The organism is Bradyrhizobium sp. LCT2 (genome assembly GCF_009931255.1).
Taxonomy (GTDB): Bacteria; Pseudomonadota; Alphaproteobacteria; order Rhizobiales; family Xanthobacteraceae; genus Bradyrhizobium; species Bradyrhizobium diazoefficiens.
Map to the genome: position 1 here is coordinate 2,100,047 of NZ_CP034432.1, position 21,179 is coordinate 2,121,225.

A 21,179-nucleotide genomic window follows, 5' to 3' on the forward strand; every position below is an offset into this window, starting at 1 on the left:
CAGAGCTTGGATGGCTGGCCTGTCACCCACAGATGCGCAAGCTGTTGTCCAGAGCGCGATCGAGCTCGTCGCCGCAACCGCTCTGAGCGCGTCCCGCGCCCTGGGCATCATGCTAGTGCTTCCCGTCTTTACCCGGCCGCGCATCAGCGGCCTGATTCGGGGAAGCCTGACGATTGCGATCGGCCTGCCGTGCCTCGCGCAGGTGAAGCTCGGCCTGCAGGCACTGGACCCGAACACGCGTCTGGTCAGTGTCACCCTGCTTGGCCTAAAGGAGGTATTTGTCGGTCTTGTGCTCGGCATCCTGCTCAGTATTCCACTATGGAGTATCCAGGCAGTCGGCGACATCATCGATACCCAACGAGGAATTTCAAGCCAGATTGCGGGCGAGGATCCCGCGACGCACAGCCAAGCGTCCGGAACGGGGCTTTTTCTCGGCATTACGGCGGTTACGATCTTCGTTCTGGTCGGCGGCCTCCAGACGATGGTGAAGAGCCTTTATGGCAGCTATCTGGTCTGGCCCGTTTATCAGTTCCTGCCTGCAGTGACGTCGCAAGGGGCAATGGAATGTCTGGCCCTTCTCGATCATATCATGCTGACGACGCTGCTGGTCGCAGGGCCGGTGCTGGCCCTGCTGCTGCTGATCGATATCTCGGTCATGATGCTCGGCCGTTTCGCATCTCAGCTCAAGATGAATGATCTCTCCCCGATGATCAAGAATGTCGCTTTTGGCATCATCATGGTCAGCTACACCGTCTATCTACTGGAATACGCGGAAGCTGAAATCTTGAACTCGGACAGCATGCTCGATTATCTGAAGAAGCTCTTGAAATGAGCGGTACGAGTGAGGAGAAAAAGCTTCCTCCGACGCCCAAGAAGCTGCGCGATGCGCGCAAGAAGGGGCAGAGCGCGCGCAGCTCCGATCTGGTGAGCGGCGTCAGCGCCTGTGCCGGTTTCGGCTGCCTGTGGTGGCGAGCGGGTGCCATCGAGGACAAATGGCAAGAAACGGTCCGACTGGTCGATAAACTGCAAGAGCAGCCGTTCACCAGCGCGGTGCCACAAGCGCTCAGCGGCTTGCTAGAACTTTCGATTGCAACTGTCGCGCCGTTGCTCGCCGCTGCCGTGACAGCAGCTCTTCTGGCCAATGTCCTGGCCAATGGCGGTTTCATGTTTGCTTCGGAGCCGCTCAAGCCGAAGCTCGAGAAACTGGATCCCATCAAAGGCTTGAAACGGATCGCGTCGAAACGTTCAGCCATCGAACTTGGCAAGACGCTGGTTAAAGTCGTCTTGCTTGGTGCGACCTTCTTTCTCACCGTTTTCGCAAGTTGGAAGGCGCTGATATACCTGCCGGTCTGCGGCATGGGCTGTTTTGGCTTCGTCTTCAGCGAGGTTAAACTGCTGACCGGGATTGCCGCTGGAGCTTTTCTGGTCGGCGGATTGGCTGACCTTCTAATCCAGCGCTGGTTGTTTATGCAGGACATGCGCATGACGGAAACGGAGGCCAAGCGCGAGAACAAGGAACAGCAAGGCAATCCGCAGGTGAAACGTGAGCACCGGCGTCTCCGGCAAGAGTCGGCGAACGAGGCTCCACTCGGCGTCCATCGCGCCACGTTGATATTGAGGGGCCCGACAACGTTGATCGGGCTGCGCTATGTACGTGGCGAGACCGGCGTGCCGGTCTTGGTCTGCCGTGGCGAGGGGGACGCCGCTTCAATACTGCTTGGCGAGGCGCGCGCGCTGCGCCTCAACATTGTGGATGACGATGTCCTGGCACGTCAGCTGCTCGGCAAAGCAAAGCTCGGCAACCCGGTTCCTTCGCAGTATTTCGAATCAGTCGCCAAAGCACTCTATGCCGCCGGGCTGGTCTAGATCGGCTTTACCTGGGGCTGCGATAGCAAACCCGCGCTATCGAAGCGGCTGTACCTCCCTTGTTGTTGCCCCCGCGGCTTCCGGCTCTGCCTTCTTGCCCGCGCCATCTTCGCCGTTAGTCTTACTGCGCGGGGCAAAGGTCCCGTAGCTGGCAACAGGAATGGCGGCACGATCGCCATGACTCGTCATGATTGATCGATTGTCCAGCAAATCGAGCGGGTCGTTTACCATGGTTGCCAGATTGCTTCTGGTCGAACAACCAAGCGTCGGGTCAAACGAATTGTCGTTCACAGTAGGACCGACGATGGAAAGCGACGGACAGGGCGGAGTATGGGCTTCGAAGGTGATCGCCTCGATCCTCACCCCGGAACGGGCGGGCGGATCGAGCGGGGAAGTGGACAGGCGGATGTTATAGGAGGCAACACCCATGGCCCGGGCCTCGTGAGCCACCTGCGCGATGAGGGGCGGGGAGCCGGTGACATCGAGATGGAGTGCATCCCGCCGGCCCTGACTGGCAGTCGCAATGAAACTCCGCAGCCGATGCGTTTCGGGGCCACGAAGGCTTCGTAAAAACAAGATACTGCTGTTCTGCTCCACCTGAATCGCTTGTTCAGCCGGTCTGTAATGGACCGAAGCAGTATTTGCGCATCCGCCTAATGTTGCTGCAAGACCAATCAAATGGCACAATTGTCGCAAAGTCATTTGACGATCCTCATTCGATAATAAAGCCGGCGCTGCCGGTCAATCCTGGTGCGCTGGCGCGAGGCGCATCGCGGTCTCGCGGCGGCCGGGCCACCGTGTTCGTTAAAATCCGCCCCGCGTCTGAGGGCGGTGAGATGCGGTCGCTTGGCGCACTCATCTTGTTCGGGTTCGATGTAAAAACAAGATACTGCTGTTCTGCTCCACCTGAATCGCTTGTTCAGCCGGTCTGTAATGGACCGAAGCAGTATTTGCGCATCCGCCTAATGTTGCTGCAAGACCAATCAAATGGCACAATTGTCGCAAAGTCATTTGACGATCCTCATTCGATAATAAAGCCGGCGCTGCCGGTCAATCCTGGTGCGCTGGCGCGAGGCGCATCGCGGTCTCGCGGCGGCCGGGCCACCGTGTTCGTTAAAATCCGCCCCGCGTCTGAGGGCGGTGAGATGCGGTCGCTTGGCGCACTCATCTTGTTCGGGTTCGATCCGGGCCGCACGATGTACGGCGTGACAATAATGACCAGCTCGGTTTCACGTTTTTGAAACGACGAGGAGCGAAAAAGCGCACCCAGGATCGGCACATCGCCGAGCCAGGGAAACTCGCCGATATCAGTGTTGAAGTTGCGCCTGATGAGGCCGCCGATTGCAAAGCTCTGACCGCTGGCGAGCTCGACCACGGTGCTCGCCCGCCGAGTCGAGAGGGCAGGGACCGCCATGCCGTTGATTTTGACTTCGCCTTCGCTCGACAATTCGCTGACTTCGGGCTTCACACGGACATTGATCTGATTATTGCTGAGAACCGTCGGAACGAACTCGAGGCTCACGCCGAATTGGCGAAATTGGACTGAAACCTGCCGGTTATCCTGCATCACCGGAATGGGGAATTCGCCGCCGGCGAGGAAGCTTGCGGCTTCGCCAGACATCGCCGTCAGATTCGGCTCAGCCAGGATTGAGGCGAGGTGCTCGCTCGCGAGGGCGTCGAGAACAGCGCTCAGGTTGGTATTGCCGGCGTTAAACCCGATCCCGATCGTGCCGCCGCCGCCGGCCGCGCCGGACCCGCCGCCTTTGCCGGTGACAAGGAACGCGCCGTTTGGGCTCGAGGCGGTGAAGTTGATATTGAGATCCTTGACAGCGCTGCGGGAGACTTCTGCCACCCGTACGCTGAGATTCACCTGCAATGAGCCGGCGACCTGGATCTTGTTGACAACCAGCGCGCCCGCCCCAAGAAACTGCTCCGTGACCTTCCTGGCGGTCTCGACGACATCGGCATTGGGCGCCGTGCCGCTAAGGATCGCGCCGCGCGGAGTATAGCTGACTTGAATCGGATAGTCGCCGACCTCGGCCTTCAGCGCGGCCCGCAGATCCTCGATCGGTTGGGTGACGACAACACGCAGCTCGGCGAGAGCCTCTCCTTTGTCGTTCAGGGCGAACAGGCTGGTCCGTCCGGACTTTTTCCCAAACACGAAAATCGTGTTGTTCGACGGCGCCTGATAATCCGCAATCGCCGGGTCGGCAATAAAAATGCTTGCAGCCGGTCCGGTGAGATGAACTGTCTTGCCCTGTGAGGAGGTAAGGTTGAGCGTTCCGGTGGTGCTGCCAGGCGCCGCACGTGGCGGTTCTCCTTTGTCATCCCGCTTTGTCTGAGCTGTCACAGCCTGCGGAAATAGCAGAGCGACTGCGCACAGGACGTAGCAGAGGCGGGGAAATGCGGCATAGTGCGAGCCGCCGGCGACCATCGACGGCTCATCAGCGCCGGCGTCATTGTTAACGACGTTCAAGGGAGTGTTGCTTTCAAGTTCGATCGGCTAGGCAGCCGATGCTGCGCCAATGAGTTCAAGGGTGTAACCGACACCACGCGCGGTCTTGATCCTGAGCGTTGCGCCCGCCTGGCTCAAATGCGTGCGTAAGCGATAAATCCCGACTTCCAGCGCATTGGTCGAGACCTCGTCGTCAAATGCATACAAGCTATCTTCGAGCGATGCGCGCGGCACGGTACGGCCGGCGCGGTTGAGCAGATGTTCAAGAATGCACACTTCGCGGCGCGCAATTCTCAGTATTCGACCGCCGACGGAGACTTGTCTCGCGATCGGATCGAAATGCAGATTCCCAAATGTCACCACCGGCGCCGTCATTTGCGTTGACCGTCGCAAAATAGCTCGCATGCGAGCAATGAGTTCGTCGATAGACATGGGCTTGGGCAGAAAATCATCCGCGCCTGCATTGAATATCGCAATCCGCCGGCTGAGATCATTGAGACTGCTAATCATCATGGCCGGCATTGACCGTCCCTCGCGCCGCAACTGCTTCAGCCAGTCCAATCCGTCTCCATCGGGCAAAGCCGATTCGAGCAGGATCATGTGATAGTTTGCGCAATCGAGCGCGGCCGCCGCCTCATCCAGCGTGCGTGTCACGTCGACGGCGAAGCCGCAATTCAAGAGCGCTTCCTTCGCGTTGCGGGCAAATTCCGCGTGATGATCAACCAGGAGAATTCGCATTTCATCGCCTCTCGTCCATCCACGCCAAGACCTGAGCGCGTCACGATTGCCCATGGGGCTCGATGGAACTGAGAGGCGGTTGCGTTGGCGTGAATTTGAACAGCCCGAAACGATAGGGCGGAACATGTTGACAGGCGACCAATATCTGCGGGTCGATCGTCATCGGATGGACCACGGACCGCCGCGGACTGCTTACGCCGTCGACGCCGCTCAACATGTCCCTCATGCCAGCACGAGATCTGATTTTGTTTAAAAGGCTGAAGGCCGCGGCAGCCCGCTGACGCGTCTGTGGGCCGATCGCAGCCGTTCTTGCCTGCACTGAGCCGCCACCTGCAGTGCAAATAGCGCCAGGCCGCGCAATCGAAACCAAAGCGGGAGAGACGATCGGATTTGTGGCGGAACAGGTGAGCGAAATCGACATTTGCAACTTTCCCAATTCGTCTTGGTCCGTGGTCAGTCTTGCTGGGCTGTTGAGCCGTCGTGTCGTGAAGTCACGACAATGCAAGCCTTTCCGCATTCGAAGACACGTCACGCGACGCATCTGGCCAATGGCTTCACAGGCCGAGACGCACGACAGAAACGATCAATGCCCCCCTCGGCTTGAAGAACACCCTCGCCCCCGCCAATTGTTTGCACGCAAGGCGTCAACCGTCCTGAAGTTCCATCGCGCCAGAGGTCCCCCTGTACGCCGCAGCCCAGCGAAAGCTGCGGACGATGGCCGCTTCGCGCTGCACGCTGTTGCCGTCGCGCATAGTTCCAGGTGGCTCCACCAGCACCGTTTCGTCTCACGGCGTGCGCAGCGCCAGAATGATCGGTTCTCGAATTCGAAGTTGGCGTGTGCCCGGAAAGGGAAGATAGCGACCGCCAGCGTTCTGCTCGCGCGCCGCATCTTGATTCGCTTCCGAGGGGATCGGCGCTGCGTTGTCCGATCTGCACATAGGCGATGTCGGACGCTGGCCCTGGAGAGGAGCAGTCCAGCAACGTGACCGGGCGGAGCGGCGGAGCATCGTGCTTTTGAGACGTTCGCAATTCTTGCTACCTGTTAGGAAGAGTTCACGCGAGCAGGTTCTGTGTCGCGGGGCTGTCTGAAATCCTACAATCTGACGCTAGGTGAGATTCAAGTGCCTTTGATTGCTGGTTGTAGCAATGCTCTCGAACTCAGCATTTTGAAGTGATGACGACACAGTCCGGACCAGACTATTGACCTGCGCGTAAGGCGCGTCCCTCTCGACAATGTCATGAGCATTTCGTCGGTCCAATTAAGGCATAGCTTGAGCCAACGCCGATGACAGTGTGAGAAGGCAGTTGTCTTTACTAGGACTTAAGGCGTGACGTCACGGTCGTCCGATCGACCTCATACGTGCCAATTCAGCAAGGAGACGGCAGCGAGCCGCGTGATGCTTCTATGTGACGCGCGGGAGCTAACTTCTGGGATGCAGACGCCCGAGCGCGCAAGCCGATTTGACCGGCAAGGGACTCAAAGAATAATCGATTGCCGCAGGACATTCTTGAATGCTGCCTCCATAGATCGCGATCGACTATGGGGCTTTTAGGCAAGATCGGCAAAATCGATTGTTTTGATGGAACCCATCCAGGTAGCGAATAGGCCGTTGTGCGACGGCATGCCTTGGCGCTGAGCAATACTCCATTGACCTGATCCGTTGATGCGGTCGGACCCGAGCTCTTTTGATTGATCGCGCGATCGATGGCAGGTCGAGCTGCAAGGGATCGATGCTCCGCCTTAGTGGGTCACTCATCCGAACCTCCCGCCAAATGTGTCGGTGGCGATCGGATCGATGCGGGGCGAGGCCGCAGCGCTCCAATTAGGGCCGTGAAAGAGCGAGCAATGTGCGAGTATGTCCTCCAGAGCGTCGGGTACCTCTTAGGATGTGGGCGCGCCTTCGTCCCTTGCGGCAGGCCAACGGATGGGTTGATCTGAACTTTATTCGCGAAGCCATTGTCGTTCTTCGTGAAGCGGCGCCGCTGGGAAGACTGTTCCTTAGGGTGGTCGTCTTGGTGAACATCAAGGAACATGCGAGAACGGTACGGTCGCCAGTTGTCTAATCATTAGTCTCCAGTCTGCCGCTTGTAGAGATTCCCTTCGCTGGCCGTTCGGGAGCCGCCCGGGAACAAGCGCTCGGTCTCACGGGTCTGCCCAGCGAGCACATCAAATCCACATCCGCATCGATGTTGTCCTGATCCTCCACATTCATTCCAAGGCCAATACTGCTCAGTGCGTCGTTGTCGGGCGTCCAGGCCGCGGACTTCGGTACGGCGTAGGTATGCAGCGTGTTCCGTTGTTGGCGATCGCTCTCGCCCCGCGGTCACGCGAAACCGTGAGTTTTGAGGGGTCTTCGACCAACGACACGAATGGAGAAGCTGTTGTCTTACCACACATAGGCCATCCAGCCTGGCTCACACGTCCCTGGAATGTCGCTCCAGAGGATCTTCAATGGAAGAATGGTCCCGCGCCGTGTTACGGACATGCGATATCGCTCATGTGCTGGCTTCCGTGCTTGGTTCGCAATCGCCGTCCTGGTTCAGGAAACGATGCAGCTTGAGATATCCCGATGCCGCTACATTGTCGAAAATGCGGTCCCGCTCGACGCTTTCGTCCTTCGTTGCGGTTGCTGGCGCCCATCGTGCTGATTGCTGTTCGGCCAAGGCTGTCTCGTTCTTGAGCGCTTCAAGCGTCGCGCCCGTTTGCGTTGCGGCAAGATGGGCGCGCCGCTGACAAATGATGCGGCTGGATAGTGCTTGGTTTGCGGCACCGCCTCATTCGGCGCACTCGATGATGCGACAGCAGGATCCGATGTTTGGTGAATCGAATGCAGACCATGTACCTGGACTTCAAAGTCTGCTTGATCGGCCGGCAGCCGCACCGGTGAGCTGGCTTATACGCTCAGTTCGACTGCTTGACGATTTACCCGGCGCGGTGACTGTCAACCGAGGCCTCTGCGGCATTCCGTGGATCGATGTTCATCCGCCTCCCCTCGCAAAGTAGTTGTTGGTGACCAGTTCTTTGCAAAGACAGCTTTCGAGAAGCTGACGGGCGCGAAAATGCCGCTGTTGGTTTTAGATGAGGATTGGCGGATATACTGAGGCGCGTTCAGCCGGACTCAAAGCCGCAAGCTGGCGCTCCATTGCGCCATCTAACATGTATTTCGAGGGGTAAGCTCAGCTGCCCTGATTGCACGGACTTTTTACCGCAGCGCGATGTTCGTGCCAGCCTATGTCCGCACCTGTCGTTCAGCCGGCAGATGCCGGCGCCGTCTTGTGGTTTCTAATGGCTCTGCTCGATGAATCATTTCGCTTGATGACCCCCGCGAGGAGGCGACTTCAGCAAACCTGACCTACGATGTTGTGACGTCAGGAATAGTCGTCACAACCACTTGCATCTGATTGCGACTGATTGTCTTGTTCGAAGTGCGACGACGCTAGGTCGCGAACCTTTTCCGCATCCCCTATCCCGGAGCCGCCACTGCTGACCTCCGTCGTGCTTCGCGCGAGCGAGCCTTCGCGGCTCGGCGCGAGATCTCCACGACAAGCGCTATCGCCGAATCTCGGGCCTTTGAGAGGTACCTCCTTCAGCTCGGGGTCGATTAAGTTGACGACGCCCGACGGTCTCCTGTAGTCCAAGAGGCCACAGATGCTCGGACCTCAGTGCTAACCATGTTCGTCTCGTTCTTCCCCCGACCCAAGCTGTTCTTTCTCTCGGCGATCGTTTGGACCGCACTGGCAATGCTGGTCTGGCATGGCTTAGCCAGCAATCTATTCGAAGCGCCGCAAAGATCGGTCGGGTTGGCGACGTTCACGTCGGCGCCGGCTCTCTGGTTCGACCTCTATTTCGCCGCATGCTCGGCGATATTTGCGGCTGGCTGGATGTTGGTTGCGCCGCATCCCTGGGCGAGGTGGTCGATTCTTGGCTCCGCGCTGATACTGTTCACCTCCTACTTTCAGGTCCAGGTCAGCGTCGCCATCAACAGCTGGTATGGGCCCTTCTATGACCTTGTCCAGGCCGCGCTTTCGAAATCGGCGCAAGTGACGGTGCAGCAGTTCTACAGCGAGTTGTCGACTTTTGCCGGCATTGCTCTTGTTGCGGTCGTGGTCGGTGTGATGACGCGTTTCTTCGTCAGTCACTACATCTTCCGCTGGCGGACGGCGATGAACGATTTCTATGTTGCAAGCTGGCCGCGGCTGCGCGCCATCGAAGGCGCCTCGCAACGCGTACAGGAAGACACCATGCGCTTTGCGAGCACCATGGAAGGTCTCGGCGTCAACCTCATCAGTGCCTTGCTCACGCTCCTGGCTTTCCTGCCTGTTTTGGTGAGGCTATCCAGCAATATCACAGAACTACCTCTGATCGGTTCAATTCCCTATCCGCTGGTGTTTGCAGCAGTGATCTGGTCGGTGCTCGGCACCGGCGTTCTCGCGTTGATCGGAATCCGCTTGCCGAGAATCGAGTTTTTCAACCAGCGGGTGGAAGCAGCCTATCGCAAGGAACTAGTGCTCGGCGAGGACGACCCCGCTCGCGCCGACCCGCCGGGATTGAGCATGCTGTTTGGCGACATTCGCAGGAACTATTTCCGGCTTTATCTGAACTTCATGTACTTTAACGTAGGCCGCATCGTTTACCTGCAGACCGACACCATTTTCCCCTATGTCTTGCTCGCACCCACGATCATTGCGGGCAAGATTACGCTTGGCGCGATGAACCAGATTTTGAATGCGTTCGCGCAGGTCAGAACCTCGTTTCAGTATCTTATCAACTCATGGAGCACCATTGTCGAACTGATTTCGATTTATCAGCGGCTGCGGGGCTTTGAGTCCAAGCTCCAAGGCGAGCCGCCGCCCTCGATCGAGACAGAGACGGAGCCATTGTCGTCGGGATGATGCCTGCATTCCAAGGCCCCTGCTCTGGATGTGACGACCCCGGATCATGTCTTTCATTTCGCCGGCTTCCGCGCCAGGCATAGAACTCCAATTCCCACAGTGTCGGGTCGGAGGAGGCGCGCTTGATTGCTCTTGCGCTGGCCTCCGTCCGCCGCACAAACTGGACGTGCAGTTTTCCCGTATCCAGCTTTCAGGAACGGGCTCTTGCGGCTGAAGCGAAGGGATCAGTGAGACCAGCCCGACCAGCTTGAACTCCTGTGCAGCCGTGCGGTCGGATATTCATTCCAGGCTGCGTTCCGCCACGGCTTGCGCGGCGCGACAAGAGCCTTCGGATGATCCAGCCATCCAGCTGATGGAAGGTATCCCTCCATTGAGGGTCGCCTTCCCCCCTAGGTGGACCCGACCAGCGCGCGGAGCTGGGCTAACCGAGTTCGAACACTCCCTAACTGTGAGGTCGGCGATCCACACGTGTCGAATTGCAAGTCCTCGATTGCGTGCCCGCAAGGACTCGCGGCTCTTGCTCTCCTGCAAACGATCTCGGAATTTTCGCTGGGCGATAGCCTTGCGATCATGGTGCGGTCCCTGACAACGAGACTGTCTTTGTCAGGTTCAAAGCATTCGCGTCAATTACGATTTCATGAAGCCTATTCAGCCCCTTACTTGCGACTGATGCGGCTGGCACGGTCGTTGCTATCGAAAATGGGGTAACACCGAGTAAGGGCTGAGTGCAGCCCTAGATGAACGATCATTTTCCGCCCGCAAGCGGTGGGGCCATTCTGAAAAATAAGCAAGACCTTGAAACGTTCGCATTCGGTTTGATGGAGAGCGATGTGGATTTGCCTATATGAGCCGACGACACAAATCGCGCCTTCTGGACATATCTCACTGTCAGACGACCGTTGCCTTGTCAGCGTTGCTGGCTTGGTCAACAATCGCAGCGAGCGGCACCGGGAGGGGGCATGACTAGAATTCGGCTGACGTGCTCAAGCGTGCCGGCTGCGGGAGGCCACCGACACAATAGGCGCCTCTCGACGCATCGTGTCGCCATTTCGCAGACGAATACGCCACAAATCGCATAGCGTACGTCCAAGATAACAGGCCCCCTTTAATCCGGGTAATACGGAATTGTCGACATGCCGCAAACGATCGGCGCTGATAGCGAGTGCACCGCGAATGAAGGGGCAGAGCACTGGTCAGAGACGAAAAACAACCTTTCATCAGATGGCGAGTTTGTTCGGTACTGGAGCCGAGCTGCTGATCGGTTGCGCGCGGTGGCCGCTGTCGGCAGGCGAACTGAGGAGGCGATCAGAAAGACTGGGATTGGTTTGCAGCTATCGTCCGAGAACTTTAACGGTCACGACCTGTCAGATTTCCCGTTGCGACGCTGTACCCTCAATCGTGCGCAGCTCTATGGAGCAAAGTTGGATCGGGCAGACCTTTCTGGGGCGAACCTTGTCTGTCCGGGGCTAGAGAGAGCAAGTTTCCTCGGGACCAAGCTCGATTTTGCGTATATGCACGCGATTGCAGCGCAGGTTTGCAACTTCGATGACGCCAGTCTGCGCAATGTAATTGATGCAACCGGCAGTCTGTTCCACGGTTGCAGCATGAAAAGGACACGCTTTGACAACGCGATGCTCAGCGGGCTCCTCGTTTACCAGTGCGACGCGAGCGATGCTGTATTTGATGGCGCGGAATTACAGGGTTCGACCATCAATGAATGCTTCCTTCCATCCGCCTCCTTTCGCTTTGCCAAGCTGAGCCAAGTCACGATCACGAAGGCGCATCTGGCGGCTTGCTCGTTCTTCCAGTCAAAGGGGGACTGTTTATCGATCGTGCGTCCCACCTCGGTCGACGGTCTTGTCCTGGAAGGCGCTCATCTTCCGTATCTGAGGCTCTCAAAGGTGAGCGGCCGCGTTACGGCGAGAGCCCTCTGCGCTCCATTCGCTGACCTTCACTTGTCAAATCTTTCAAGTGCGGAGCTGGAGCAGGCGGACTTGACGGAGGCGCGGCTTCTGTCCGTAAGCTTGTCCGACGCGAACCTCGTCGGTGCTGTGTTGAACGGTGCATCCATTCATTCCTGTCAGCTCGATGGAGCGGACCTATCTCGGGCGTCAGGCGAAAACATTTCGATAACAGAGAGCACAATGCGAGCCGCCAAATTCACGGGCTTTCGTGGTCGCTGTGCCTTTGTGCGCGACTGCGATCTTGAGCATGCAGACCTATCCCAGGCTTACCTTTACAGGTCAATGATTACCGGTGATCCGCCGCAATCGATGGCATTGGATCACGCAAATCTCGAAGGATCCAATCTCGTTCAGGCATATCTCGCCGCCGGAATAGCCGACAGCAACCTGGAGGCAGCGCGCGTCGCATACGTTCGCATGAACCAATCGTCCTTGCGCGACGCGAACCTGAGTGGGATATCGCCATTCCAGGCCAGCTTCGTAAAGGTCGACTTTTCGGGCGCTAAGATAACGACATTCGAGCCACCGCTTTTTGCAGACCGATGTCCGGGACTGCAGGCCGCTTTGAATAGTGATCAGCCGCGCGAGCCATCAAGCTATCTGGACGAATTCTCATCGTTGATCAGACGTGGTCGAGAAGGGTCAACCTGACGGCTTAGGAAACCGCAAAATTGAAGGGGCTACAGTGTCCGCGAGCTTAGAATAGGTTGGTGCGGTAGTCCGAGCTGTGAGCGGGCGTTAAAGCTCCTTGGCGGCTCGCTGACGTGCGCGGTCAATACGACACGCGGGGCGGACCTTCTGCGATTCGACCGATCAGAGCACTCTTTCGGCTTTCGAAGAAACTGGAGTAAGAAAATGCATCTGGCATGTCTTTCCGCAGGCAAAGCTTTCATCCGGGAGGTGGCGAGAACAGGTCAGACTATTGGGACGGTACACACTCTAGGCGCCCTGCATCTTGGGCACGCAGAACTGATCAGGAGAGCGGCATCGGAGAATGACGTCGCGATTGTCACGGTCTACCCGAACAAGAGCCAGCTCAAACCAGGTGGGAGCTACGATTTCAATTTGGACGATGATATTGGGCTTGCCCTACGTGCGGGAGCAACTGCCGTGATTTCCTCGAACGATACCGAAATGTTCCCGCCTGGCTATCTAACGTTTGTATCGCAAGGCGATTATCATTTGCGTTTAGATGGGCCTGAGGAGTACTTGAAGGAAGCCGTTACCGGGGCAATCCGCTGGATCTGTTATGCGCGACCAACTCGCAGCTACTTCGGCCTCAAGGATATCGGTCAGGCGATCCTGGTGAAGCGCGCCGTCGCAGACCTCCTTCTCGATTGCGAGATACGGTTTGTGCCGACCGTGAGATACAAGAACGGCGTGCCAGTTTCGTCGCGCTTGAGGCAATTTAGCCGCTCCGAGCTTGATGAGCTGTCGTGTCTCTTCACGGCACTCAACCATTCGAGGAAAGAGATCGCCCAAGGAGCGTCGAGCGTCAAGGATCTAGTAGCGTCGGCTACATCTCAAATTGAGTTCCGACAGTTTAAACTCGATTTTGTTCGAATTGTTGGTGCTGAAAGCTTCGAAGACCTGGAGCAGGTCAAGCTTCCTTTTATAATTGTTGGAGCGGCAATGGCGCATGGTCTAAGGGTCTTCGATAGTATCTACGTTCCAGATCAGGATACACTCCTGAATGGTCCTCCGGATGTCTGGATAGATCTGCCTGAACAGTCCTAGCCAGACGATTATGCATAGCGTGATTTCGACAGCAGTCGCCACTCCGGCCGTGCCTGAACTTATGACTGTGCATTTCGGCTCGACGCTGCCTCCAGCGTAGAACCATCGTCCAACTGCGGTGATAGCTCTCACCGATCCGCTGAGTAGATCGACTTGGAAAGTCAATTCGATCCTTACTGCCCGACATAGTAGGGAGGAGCTAGCTGCACTTTGAGATAGTCTGGTCGAGCGGCCGGTCGCAGCCCCACGCCACGGCAGCTCGAAACGGTGAATCGCGATCCTGGATCCGTAAGCTCTCAAGAGCAAAATCTACAGAGACGATCATGAAAAGGCGATTGGAAGATTATAGAGCTGACGACGACTGTATTATCCCGCTGAGCAATCTGGATGTAAGCGAGGCCAAGCGCTTTCAAGACGACAGCATATGGGGTTGCTTCGAGCGGTTGCGAAGGGAAGATCCCGTTCACTACTGTCAAGACAGCCCTCATGGTCCATATTGGTCCCTGACGAAATACCGGGATATAGTAGCGGTAGACACAAACCACAAAGCATTCTCGTCAGAGCAAGGTGTCACTATTGTCGACGTGCCTGACAAGCACTGGATCCAGAGTTTCATCAAGATGGGGCCTCCCCAGCACGCCGAACAGCGCAATACCGTGAGTCCGATAGTCGAGCCGGAAAGCCTGACGAAGCTCGAAAGCTTGATCCGCTCTCGGGTCAGGGCGATTCTAGCCGGCCTGCCGCGCAATGATGCCTTCAATTGGGTGGACATGGTCTCCATAGAGTTGACGACGCAAATGCTCGCCACGCTGTTCGACTTCCCATTTGAGGATCGGCGACTCCTGACCTATTGGTCAGACGTAGCTGTTGCAGTTCCGAAAGCAGGCCATGCGATCGATACCTGGGACAAGCGAAGCAAAATCTTGTCAGAGTGCCTCGACTATTTCACCAGACTTTGGAACGAGCGCATCAATGCCGAGCCGCGCCTCGACCTGATTTCCTTGATGGCGCACTCGCCCGCCACACGCCATATGGAGCCGAGTGAGTTTCTCGGGAATCTGATTCTGCTGATCGTTGGGGGGAATGACACCACGCGCAACTCGATTACCGGCGGCCTCCTGTTCATGAGTCAGTACCCCTCCGAACTGCGAAAACTAACCGTCAATCCAAAGCTGGTCTCGAGCGCCGTGTCCGAGATTATTCGATACCAGACGCCGATCGCACATATGCGCCGCACCGCCGCTACCGATAGCATCGTAGGCGGGAAACAGATCAGTAAGGGCGACAAGGTCGTTATGTGGTACATCTCCGGCAACCGGGACGAAGAGATCATTAAGAGCGCCAACAGCTTCATCATCGACCGCAAGAATGTGCGGCAGCATCTCGCGTTCGGATTCGGCATCCATCGCTGTCTTGGTCGACATCTTGCGGAACTTCAGTTGAGAGTCCTCTGGGAAGAGATGCTGGATGCGGGACTGGAGGTCAAGGTTGTCGGCGAACCCGAGCGAATTGCGTCCAACTTCGTGCACGGCTATTCCGCTCTCCCCGTACGGATTGCAGCCTAGGCCCTTATCGCTCCGGTCTGGCAGCGGACACGCGGTGGGGTTTGGCTCGTAGTGAGTCGATCGTTAATAAGCCGAATTGGGCTGAACTGGACAGTTGAGCGTTGGCCAGAGTGAGAGCAGGAAGAGGGACAAAAGGTCTCTGAGCCAAGCCAGGACACGGCGGAGGTTGTGGCCAACGGCCGAGAGGAGAACGTTAGCGGCATCTCCGGCGCGGCCTTTGAGATAGCAGCGGCCAAGGTGACCTTCGTTCTTCATGTGTCCGATGATGGGCTCGATGGCGGAACGGCGGCGTAGCTCGCGCTTGATGACGCCGAAGACGCCGCGCTTCTGGCCCGAGATGAAGACGCGGCGGGGATTTTGTGTGTCGTGGCCGCGATATCCCTTGTCGACATAGGCCCGTTCGATCGGGCAGCCGGTGAGGCTCTCGGTGCGCTCGATGACGTCGCGAAGGGTGTGACCGTCGTAGGGGTTGTCCGGCAGCGCGCAGGCGTGGAGCACGAACAAGCCGCCGGGAGCTCTTTGGTTGTTGGTGACGATGGATGCCTTCACGCCGAACTCATAGGGCGCGGCGGCCTTGCCCTTGCCGATGCACTCGACCTCCGGAGCATGGAAGGAATACAGCTTGAAGCCGCGCTGGCGCTGCTGCTGCGAGCGGATCTGGGTGGCTCGGCTCAGCGGCAGGGCGAATGCCTCCTCCAGTGCGGGCTGGCCCTCGGTCTTGCGGCGAATGTCGCGGATGATCCGGCCCAGCCGGCTGCGCAGAAGGCGCAGCTGTCGCTGATGCCGGTTGAATTGTTTGGCATGAGCGTAGCGGCCCGCCATCATTGCCGCGCTTTTGGCCACGCGAATATAGGATTGCCGGAGCCTGACCCCGTGCTTCCTCGCCAGGCGGTTCAACCCGCGGATCGCTGCATGCAGCAGCTTGGCGTCGGTCGGAAAGCTGATGGCCTTCGGTTGGACGGTCGTGTCGACCGTGACCCGCTTGAGGTCCTGGCTGCGCAACGCACCGCTCGCGTGCGCCACCCGAAGGCTCTCGGCCAACAACCGCTCCAGCTTGTCGCCGAGCCGCTTGCGCCAGTGGCTCAGGTCTGAGCGCTCATGCGGGAAAACGTGCTGGAAAAACTCTTCGCCTGTGAAGAACTGGAAGTACGGATCGTGGACCCAGCGCTCGCACACCCCCTCATCGGACAGGCCGTAGATGTGCTTGAGCAGCAGCAATCCGATCATGAATCGGGTCGCGATACCCGGCCTGCCGTTGTCGCTGTAGAGCGGCGCGATCTCGCCGTCGATCCAGTTCCAATCGACCCTGCCGGCGAGCAGAACCAGCTCGTGTCGCATGTTGATGATCTGGTCCAGCCGGGACCGGAACAGATCGTTCGAGCCTGTCGTCCTGTGCTTCTTTGGTCGCATCGGTGCCTCCGATGCAGCACAGAATCACGGTTCGCAGCGGCAGGGAAATCCAAAATCGAAATTGCAGGGTTTTGGGCTGTGAAGCCTCAATCCCCTGCAATCTCAAATGCCGTCGCAACCGGAAAACAGACTCCCAATCAAGTGCTTGGAGGCTTGTTCACGGACAACTAGTGAACCATCTCCGCTTCTGCAAGCAGCGAAGATGGTTTGATCGACGCGAAACAATTGCTGCATCTCAGGATCTAGTCATCAACAGGGCGGATGTTTGAAGTGTCCGTGAGGAGCGATAGTGTAGCGCGCGGACAACTTGCAGCGGCATCAACCAACTTGAAGAATGCAATGTCTACGAAATCCAAAGTCGTGAAGCCCAGTCATGACGCCTTTGTCGTCACCGGTGAGGTGAGAGCGCCTCCTGGACTAAGATCGGCGCGGTCTGGTGATGGCAGCAAGGGCGTCAAGGTGGCTCCGATCGCCCTGCTTGTCAGCGGAAGGCTCGTTACCCGCGAGCGAAAAGAAACCAACGACTCTGAGTCCGATGCGGTGTCACGTGTGCTTGCGGGGACACTCGTCCCTTCCAAGGCTTTTGATTGTTCGGGGGCTGCAGGTCCATCCGGACCGGAAAGCATTCTTTGGTAGACAATGCTCCAGGCAACGTGATTGCCATGAAGCTGCGCTTCACAGATGGGCTATGCCATGAGCAGTTCCGCCTTCCTCTGGGACTCCAAGGTCGTCGCCGGCAGTAACCTTCAGCTTTTGGGTGTGTCTGTCGTTACCGTCTGAAGTTTGATTGTCACATCGAGTTTCCAACATCCAAACACAGAGCCGCGCCCAGCACCCGCGTAGTATTTGACCCTACGTTCAGTGAGCAGGGATCGTGGTCGGCTGAGAAAAACTAGACCAGATTATCTGCGAAAATGTCATCCAGCAACAGGACAAGACCACAAGCTGCCCCAGCGCTGCGAGAAGTGGTGATCGCGCACCAAACCACGAATGATCAGAGATAGCCTTTTCACGTGCAAGGCGTTTTTGGTTGAGTTTGGCAGATGCCAATCACCCGTCGCATTTGCACCTCCTGCCTGACACATGTCGGGAACTGCGGGCGACACGGCAACTACGAATTCGCGCTCTCGGCGCAACCGGGCGAGTCGCAGAGGCGGCCAGCTACTAACTCGAGCTCCTGCAGCTCGATCTCGACGGCCCGGGCGAGCGGCTCACGGGCTCCGTTCCGCAGAATTTCTGGCAGTGGATCGTCAACCGCAGACGGCTGACTTCTCGTTCATGCGTATCGCTCTCCTTGAGAGGTTAGGGCAGGCTCGACACCTGCCTTGAACGCCGCCTATCTCAACCCGTCATCACCCACGTCCCCGCATAGCTCTCATAGCCTTCAGCTTTGGATGTTGGACCAAGATCTCGTCACCGTTAGGCTCCGCATGCTGGGTTTTATCTCCCATGATGAATTGAGGGAAGCAAACCGCCGACGTCCGAACCTACGCAGCCCTGTGGCGCGAAACATTGATCGATGCTGCGATCTTCGTTAAGCGACCTCCGATTGGACTCTTAAGGCAATCACTTTGTCTTCGGATTTGTTCGGTCACTGCATTGCCCGAGGTTGGAGCTTGGCTGTGAGGCCCCTCAATTGAAGTTGTAGGAGGCCTGAAAGAACGTACCCCAGCGCTCCATGCTATACTTCGCAAGTACGGTCGGATCACCGACGCAGCCATAGCTGCTGCACAAAGAGTTGCTCCGCTTGTTGGTCCACATCGCCCAGTAGCGGCCACCGACGCCGACGCTGAAGTTCCTGGTGATGAAGTAGGACAAGACGCCTTCAACCTGGACGCCTCGGCCCCCATTGCCCCGTTGTTCATCAAACACGGTCTCGTTGCGCAAGAGATGATAATCACGCCCCTTGAAATCGGTCCACGGCAGGTAAGCGACGTCCGTGCTCAAGCGCCAACGCTCGGTGAGCATGGTTTCGGCGCTTAGGCCGATACGAGGTGCATTCCATTGAGTATCCTGGCTGCCAACGTTCGTGTTGTCGCCTGGCGCCAGGCACGGTAGGTTGACGATCTTGACGCATCCTATCGAGTCCGAGCTCTCGCCGTAATAGCTCCAACCCGTGAATCCGCCGACCTTGTAGGTGGCGCCGCGCAGGAAATCATAACCTAGGTCCGCCGTGTAATAAGTGAACCTTCCGTTTGCTTGGCCCGAGATCGTGTTAGTATACGACATTGATGTGGTCCCAGTATCGAGACCCCAATCTTCATCGTTCGAGTGTCCTTTGTTGAAGCGCCCGATCCCAATATTGCCCTTGAGGAATACTCCCCAGGGGCTGTCAACACGGAGAAATGATTCCCCGGAAAGTCCGTCCAATCCGTAATAAGTGAGCCTCGAGATGAGACGGCTGGGGTCGTCGAGGTGGCCATAGGGCACTGCGCTGTGGTCCCATTGAAATTGTCCGCGGCTGAGCCAGAGCCGCGATCCGCCTTCAAACGCCCAACCGGGCGAGTAAGCGACCGGCGGCGCACCGGCGAGTGCTTTCGCGTACAGCGGCGCGTCGCCCCATTGCGCCGTCCAAGGGTCGGCGCCAAAATGGTAATTCAACCCGATCTTTCCGACGTGATAACTGCTGGAGGGCCTCGTTGTGTTCGCTGGCAGAATCGCAAACGGTGGAAACTGCACCGTCGGAGGTGTGTCGATCCTCGGCCCGCCGAAATGTAGATAGTCATACTCAGCTTTGACCGACCATGCAGGCGTAAGCGCTTGCTCGACGCCCAGCCCGATGGTGCCACCGAGGCGACCATAATCGAAATGGGTCTTCTCCGGTGAGAATCCAAACTCGTAATTATTGAGGACGTCGCCCTGATTGTTCTGCCAAGCGACGCCTCCCTTGAGATAGGCCAGCGTGTGGCCCAGCGCGCCAAACGCGTAACCGATGCGGCCGGTCCCGGTGGCAAGAACGTTGGGACCTGCCTTGCAGTTTGCGCTCACGACAAAGCCGGAGGCAGCGAGGCAGGTATTTGTGCCGTCGGAGACAGCGCGGCTGACATCGAGTTCGACACCAAAGACCCAGCCCTTGTTCTGCCAATTGTAACCGATCTGGCCACCTGCGAGGAACACTGGGGTATCGACGACATCGCCATAGATTGACGGACCGTAGGGATTGCTGAAGGAGGTTCGGCCGTACCCGCCGCCGACGTGCCCGCCAATATAGCCTCCGGTCCAGTTCCACACCGCCGGCGGCAGTTTCACTTCTGGCTCAAGGTCTGCCGAATTGGCGGCACTGCTTGCGACGAGCGCAATTGTTGTGGCTCCCCAAAAAAGAAGTCCAGATCGCATCAAATACTCCGCTGCGCTTCTCCATCCACAACCGAGCGCCTTCGCGCTGGCATCGGTGATGGCGCCGCGAATGAAGCAAGCAGCGTGCCGCTTAAATGAGGCTCTTCACGCGCCAGGTACGCGTCAAATTTGCGACATCGGGGCTCAAACCCGACAATCGCGCTGTTAGCGTTCGACAGTAAATGTTGCGCAACGCGAAGCCGCCATTCTCGCTGTAGCTGCGACATCAGCTGTCGAGTCTCATGTGAAGCGTTTGAGTCCAGTGGACATTACCAATACGAGCCCTGCCGGCCTGGACGCCGGATCCGTCGATCTGCAGAGGGATGATACTTGGTATGCTACGCTATCGAAATCCGCTTCCTTGGGAAAACATCTGACGAGCGATCATTCAGGCAATGCGGCACGCGCAGGAGACGCTCGTCGTCAGCCTCTTCGTGTCCCTGGTGATGCTCGCCTTCGCCATGATGGCCGCGATCCGACTTCGCGCTCACCGCCATCGCCCAAAAAACAAAACGTCGCCCCCCGGCAACAGCCCAAACACCACCACGCCGCCGCTGATCTGTTGGTCAATCCAGGAATCGGCCATTGCCATCAGACCGTAAGCGTCGTCCTCAGGCCACGGCTTTAAGATCGTGACGGCAGTAAGCCCAAAGACGCAACTGATCGATTTCGCTGTTTGGATAGCCGTTGACGATGCTGGTGAGCGCGTCGGCCAGGTAAGCAAGCGCATTCATATCGGCGACCGCGAAAGCGACATCTTCGAATTGTATTGCCTGACGCAAGAGCTTGGCGCTCACTTGCTTGTCCGCGCCTGCGTCGATCGGCTGGCGGGCGATGACGGCCATTCGATTGCGACCGAGATGGAAGAGACCAGCGGTCAAGGACCTGCATTACCTTGGCGTGCGGGACGACAAGGGCGAGATGACGAAAGCTGTGCTGGAGATCAAGTTCAAGCGGATTGCGGTCTTGCCTCCGATCGGAAAGCAAAACTCTATCCTGCCTCGACCTGACGGTAATCCGCGCAAGCGAGCGCGGTGCGCCAAAGGGCCGGAAACCTATTGAATCGAAGCTAATCACGGACCTACCCGTCCGTAGACGCTCCGAGGCAATCGAGAAGATTAACTGGTGCGCCATGCGGTGGAAAATCGAGATGTTCCACAAGATCTTGAAATCGGGCTGCAGGGCGGGCGGAAGACTCAAAACTGCGGACGCGAA

14 protein-coding genes and 1 pseudogene are annotated in these 21,179 nt (G+C 57.7%); 8 read left to right on the forward strand and 7 right to left on the reverse strand.

All coding sequences use genetic code 11. From position 1 onward, the window contains the following. Window positions 1–10: 10 nt before the first annotated feature. Both sctT and EI171_RS10575 read left to right on the forward strand, forming a co-directional pair. Complete coding sequence (gene sctT / locus EI171_RS10570) at window positions 11–832, forward strand: type III secretion system export apparatus subunit SctT (protein ID WP_097669623.1); 822 nt, start codon at window positions 11–13, stop codon at window positions 830–832. Beyond that, complete coding sequence (locus EI171_RS10575) at window positions 829–1,866, forward strand: EscU/YscU/HrcU family type III secretion system export apparatus switch protein (protein ID WP_161533290.1); 1,038 nt, start codon at window positions 829–831, stop codon at window positions 1,864–1,866. The genes sctT and EI171_RS10575 overlap by 4 nt, the downstream gene beginning before the upstream one ends. Before the next feature lie 36 nt (window positions 1,867–1,902). Here the strand turns inward: EI171_RS10575 and EI171_RS10580 are convergent, their stop codons facing one another. From EI171_RS10580 to EI171_RS45485, 4 genes are all read right to left on the reverse strand, one after another. Further along, complete coding sequence (locus EI171_RS10580; protein WP_097669625.1) at window positions 1,903–2,568, reverse strand: CpaD family pilus assembly lipoprotein; 666 nt, start codon at window positions 2,566–2,568, stop codon at window positions 1,903–1,905. A gap of 319 nt (window positions 2,569–2,887) precedes the next feature. Continuing rightward, window positions 2,888–4,342 (reverse strand): type II and III secretion system protein family protein, encoded by a 1,455-nt coding sequence (locus EI171_RS10585; protein WP_161533291.1) that lies wholly within the window; start codon window positions 4,340–4,342, stop codon window positions 2,888–2,890. 27 nt (window positions 4,343–4,369) lie between these two features. Beyond that, window positions 4,370–5,059, reverse strand: coding sequence for a response regulator transcription factor (locus tag EI171_RS10590; RefSeq protein WP_161533292.1), 690 nt, complete (start codon window positions 5,057–5,059; stop codon window positions 4,370–4,372). A 2,496-nt stretch (window positions 5,060–7,555) separates the two neighbouring features. Beyond that, window positions 7,556–7,723, reverse strand: coding sequence for a hypothetical protein (locus EI171_RS45485; RefSeq protein WP_246740490.1), 168 nt, complete (start codon window positions 7,721–7,723; stop codon window positions 7,556–7,558). A 777-nt stretch (window positions 7,724–8,500) separates the two neighbouring features. On the opposite strand from EI171_RS45485, the pseudogene EI171_RS10600 reads away from it, so the two are divergent. The 5 genes and pseudogenes from EI171_RS10600 to EI171_RS10620 all read left to right on the forward strand — a co-directional run. Then, a pseudogene (locus tag EI171_RS10600) lies at window positions 8,501–8,693 on the forward strand (hypothetical protein); the annotation flags it as partial. Between the two features lie 38 nt (window positions 8,694–8,731). After that, on the forward strand, window positions 8,732–9,952 hold the full coding sequence (gene sbmA, locus EI171_RS10605; RefSeq protein WP_161533293.1) for a peptide antibiotic transporter SbmA: 1,221 nt from the start codon (window positions 8,732–8,734) through the stop codon (window positions 9,950–9,952). A 1,133-nt stretch (window positions 9,953–11,085) separates the two neighbouring features. Further along, a complete protein-coding gene (locus tag EI171_RS10610; protein ID WP_161533294.1) occupies window positions 11,086–12,567 on the forward strand; it encodes a pentapeptide repeat-containing protein in 1,482 nt (493 codons plus the stop codon). Between the two features lie 204 nt (window positions 12,568–12,771). Then, window positions 12,772–13,653, forward strand: coding sequence for a pantoate--beta-alanine ligase (locus tag EI171_RS10615; RefSeq protein ID WP_097669630.1), 882 nt, complete (start codon window positions 12,772–12,774; stop codon window positions 13,651–13,653). 323 nt (window positions 13,654–13,976) lie between these two features. Further along, a complete protein-coding gene (locus tag EI171_RS10620; protein ID WP_161533295.1) occupies window positions 13,977–15,218 on the forward strand; it encodes a cytochrome P450 in 1,242 nt (413 codons plus the stop codon). Window positions 15,219–15,281: 63 nt separating this feature from the next. Here the strand turns inward: EI171_RS10620 and EI171_RS10625 are convergent, their stop codons facing one another. Further along, window positions 15,282–16,628 carry an IS5 family transposase gene (locus tag EI171_RS10625; RefSeq protein WP_161532315.1) on the reverse strand — a complete coding sequence of 449 codons (1,347 nt, stop codon included), beginning with the start codon at window positions 16,626–16,628 and terminating at the stop codon, window positions 15,282–15,284. A gap of 1,632 nt (window positions 16,629–18,260) precedes the next feature. Then, entirely contained in the window at window positions 18,261–19,964 is a 1,704-nt protein-coding gene (locus EI171_RS10630; RefSeq protein WP_161533296.1) for an outer membrane beta-barrel protein, read from the reverse strand. Between the two features lie 395 nt (window positions 19,965–20,359). Between EI171_RS10630 and EI171_RS10635 the strand changes: the two genes are divergently transcribed. Then, window positions 20,360–20,566, forward strand: coding sequence for a hypothetical protein (locus EI171_RS10635; protein WP_097669633.1), 207 nt, complete (start codon window positions 20,360–20,362; stop codon window positions 20,564–20,566). Between the two features lie 9 nt (window positions 20,567–20,575). Here the strand turns inward: EI171_RS10635 and EI171_RS10640 are convergent, their stop codons facing one another. After that, window positions 20,576–20,809, reverse strand: coding sequence for a transposase domain-containing protein (locus tag EI171_RS10640; protein ID WP_161533297.1), 234 nt, complete (start codon window positions 20,807–20,809; stop codon window positions 20,576–20,578). Window positions 20,810–21,179: the final 370 nt, after the last annotated feature.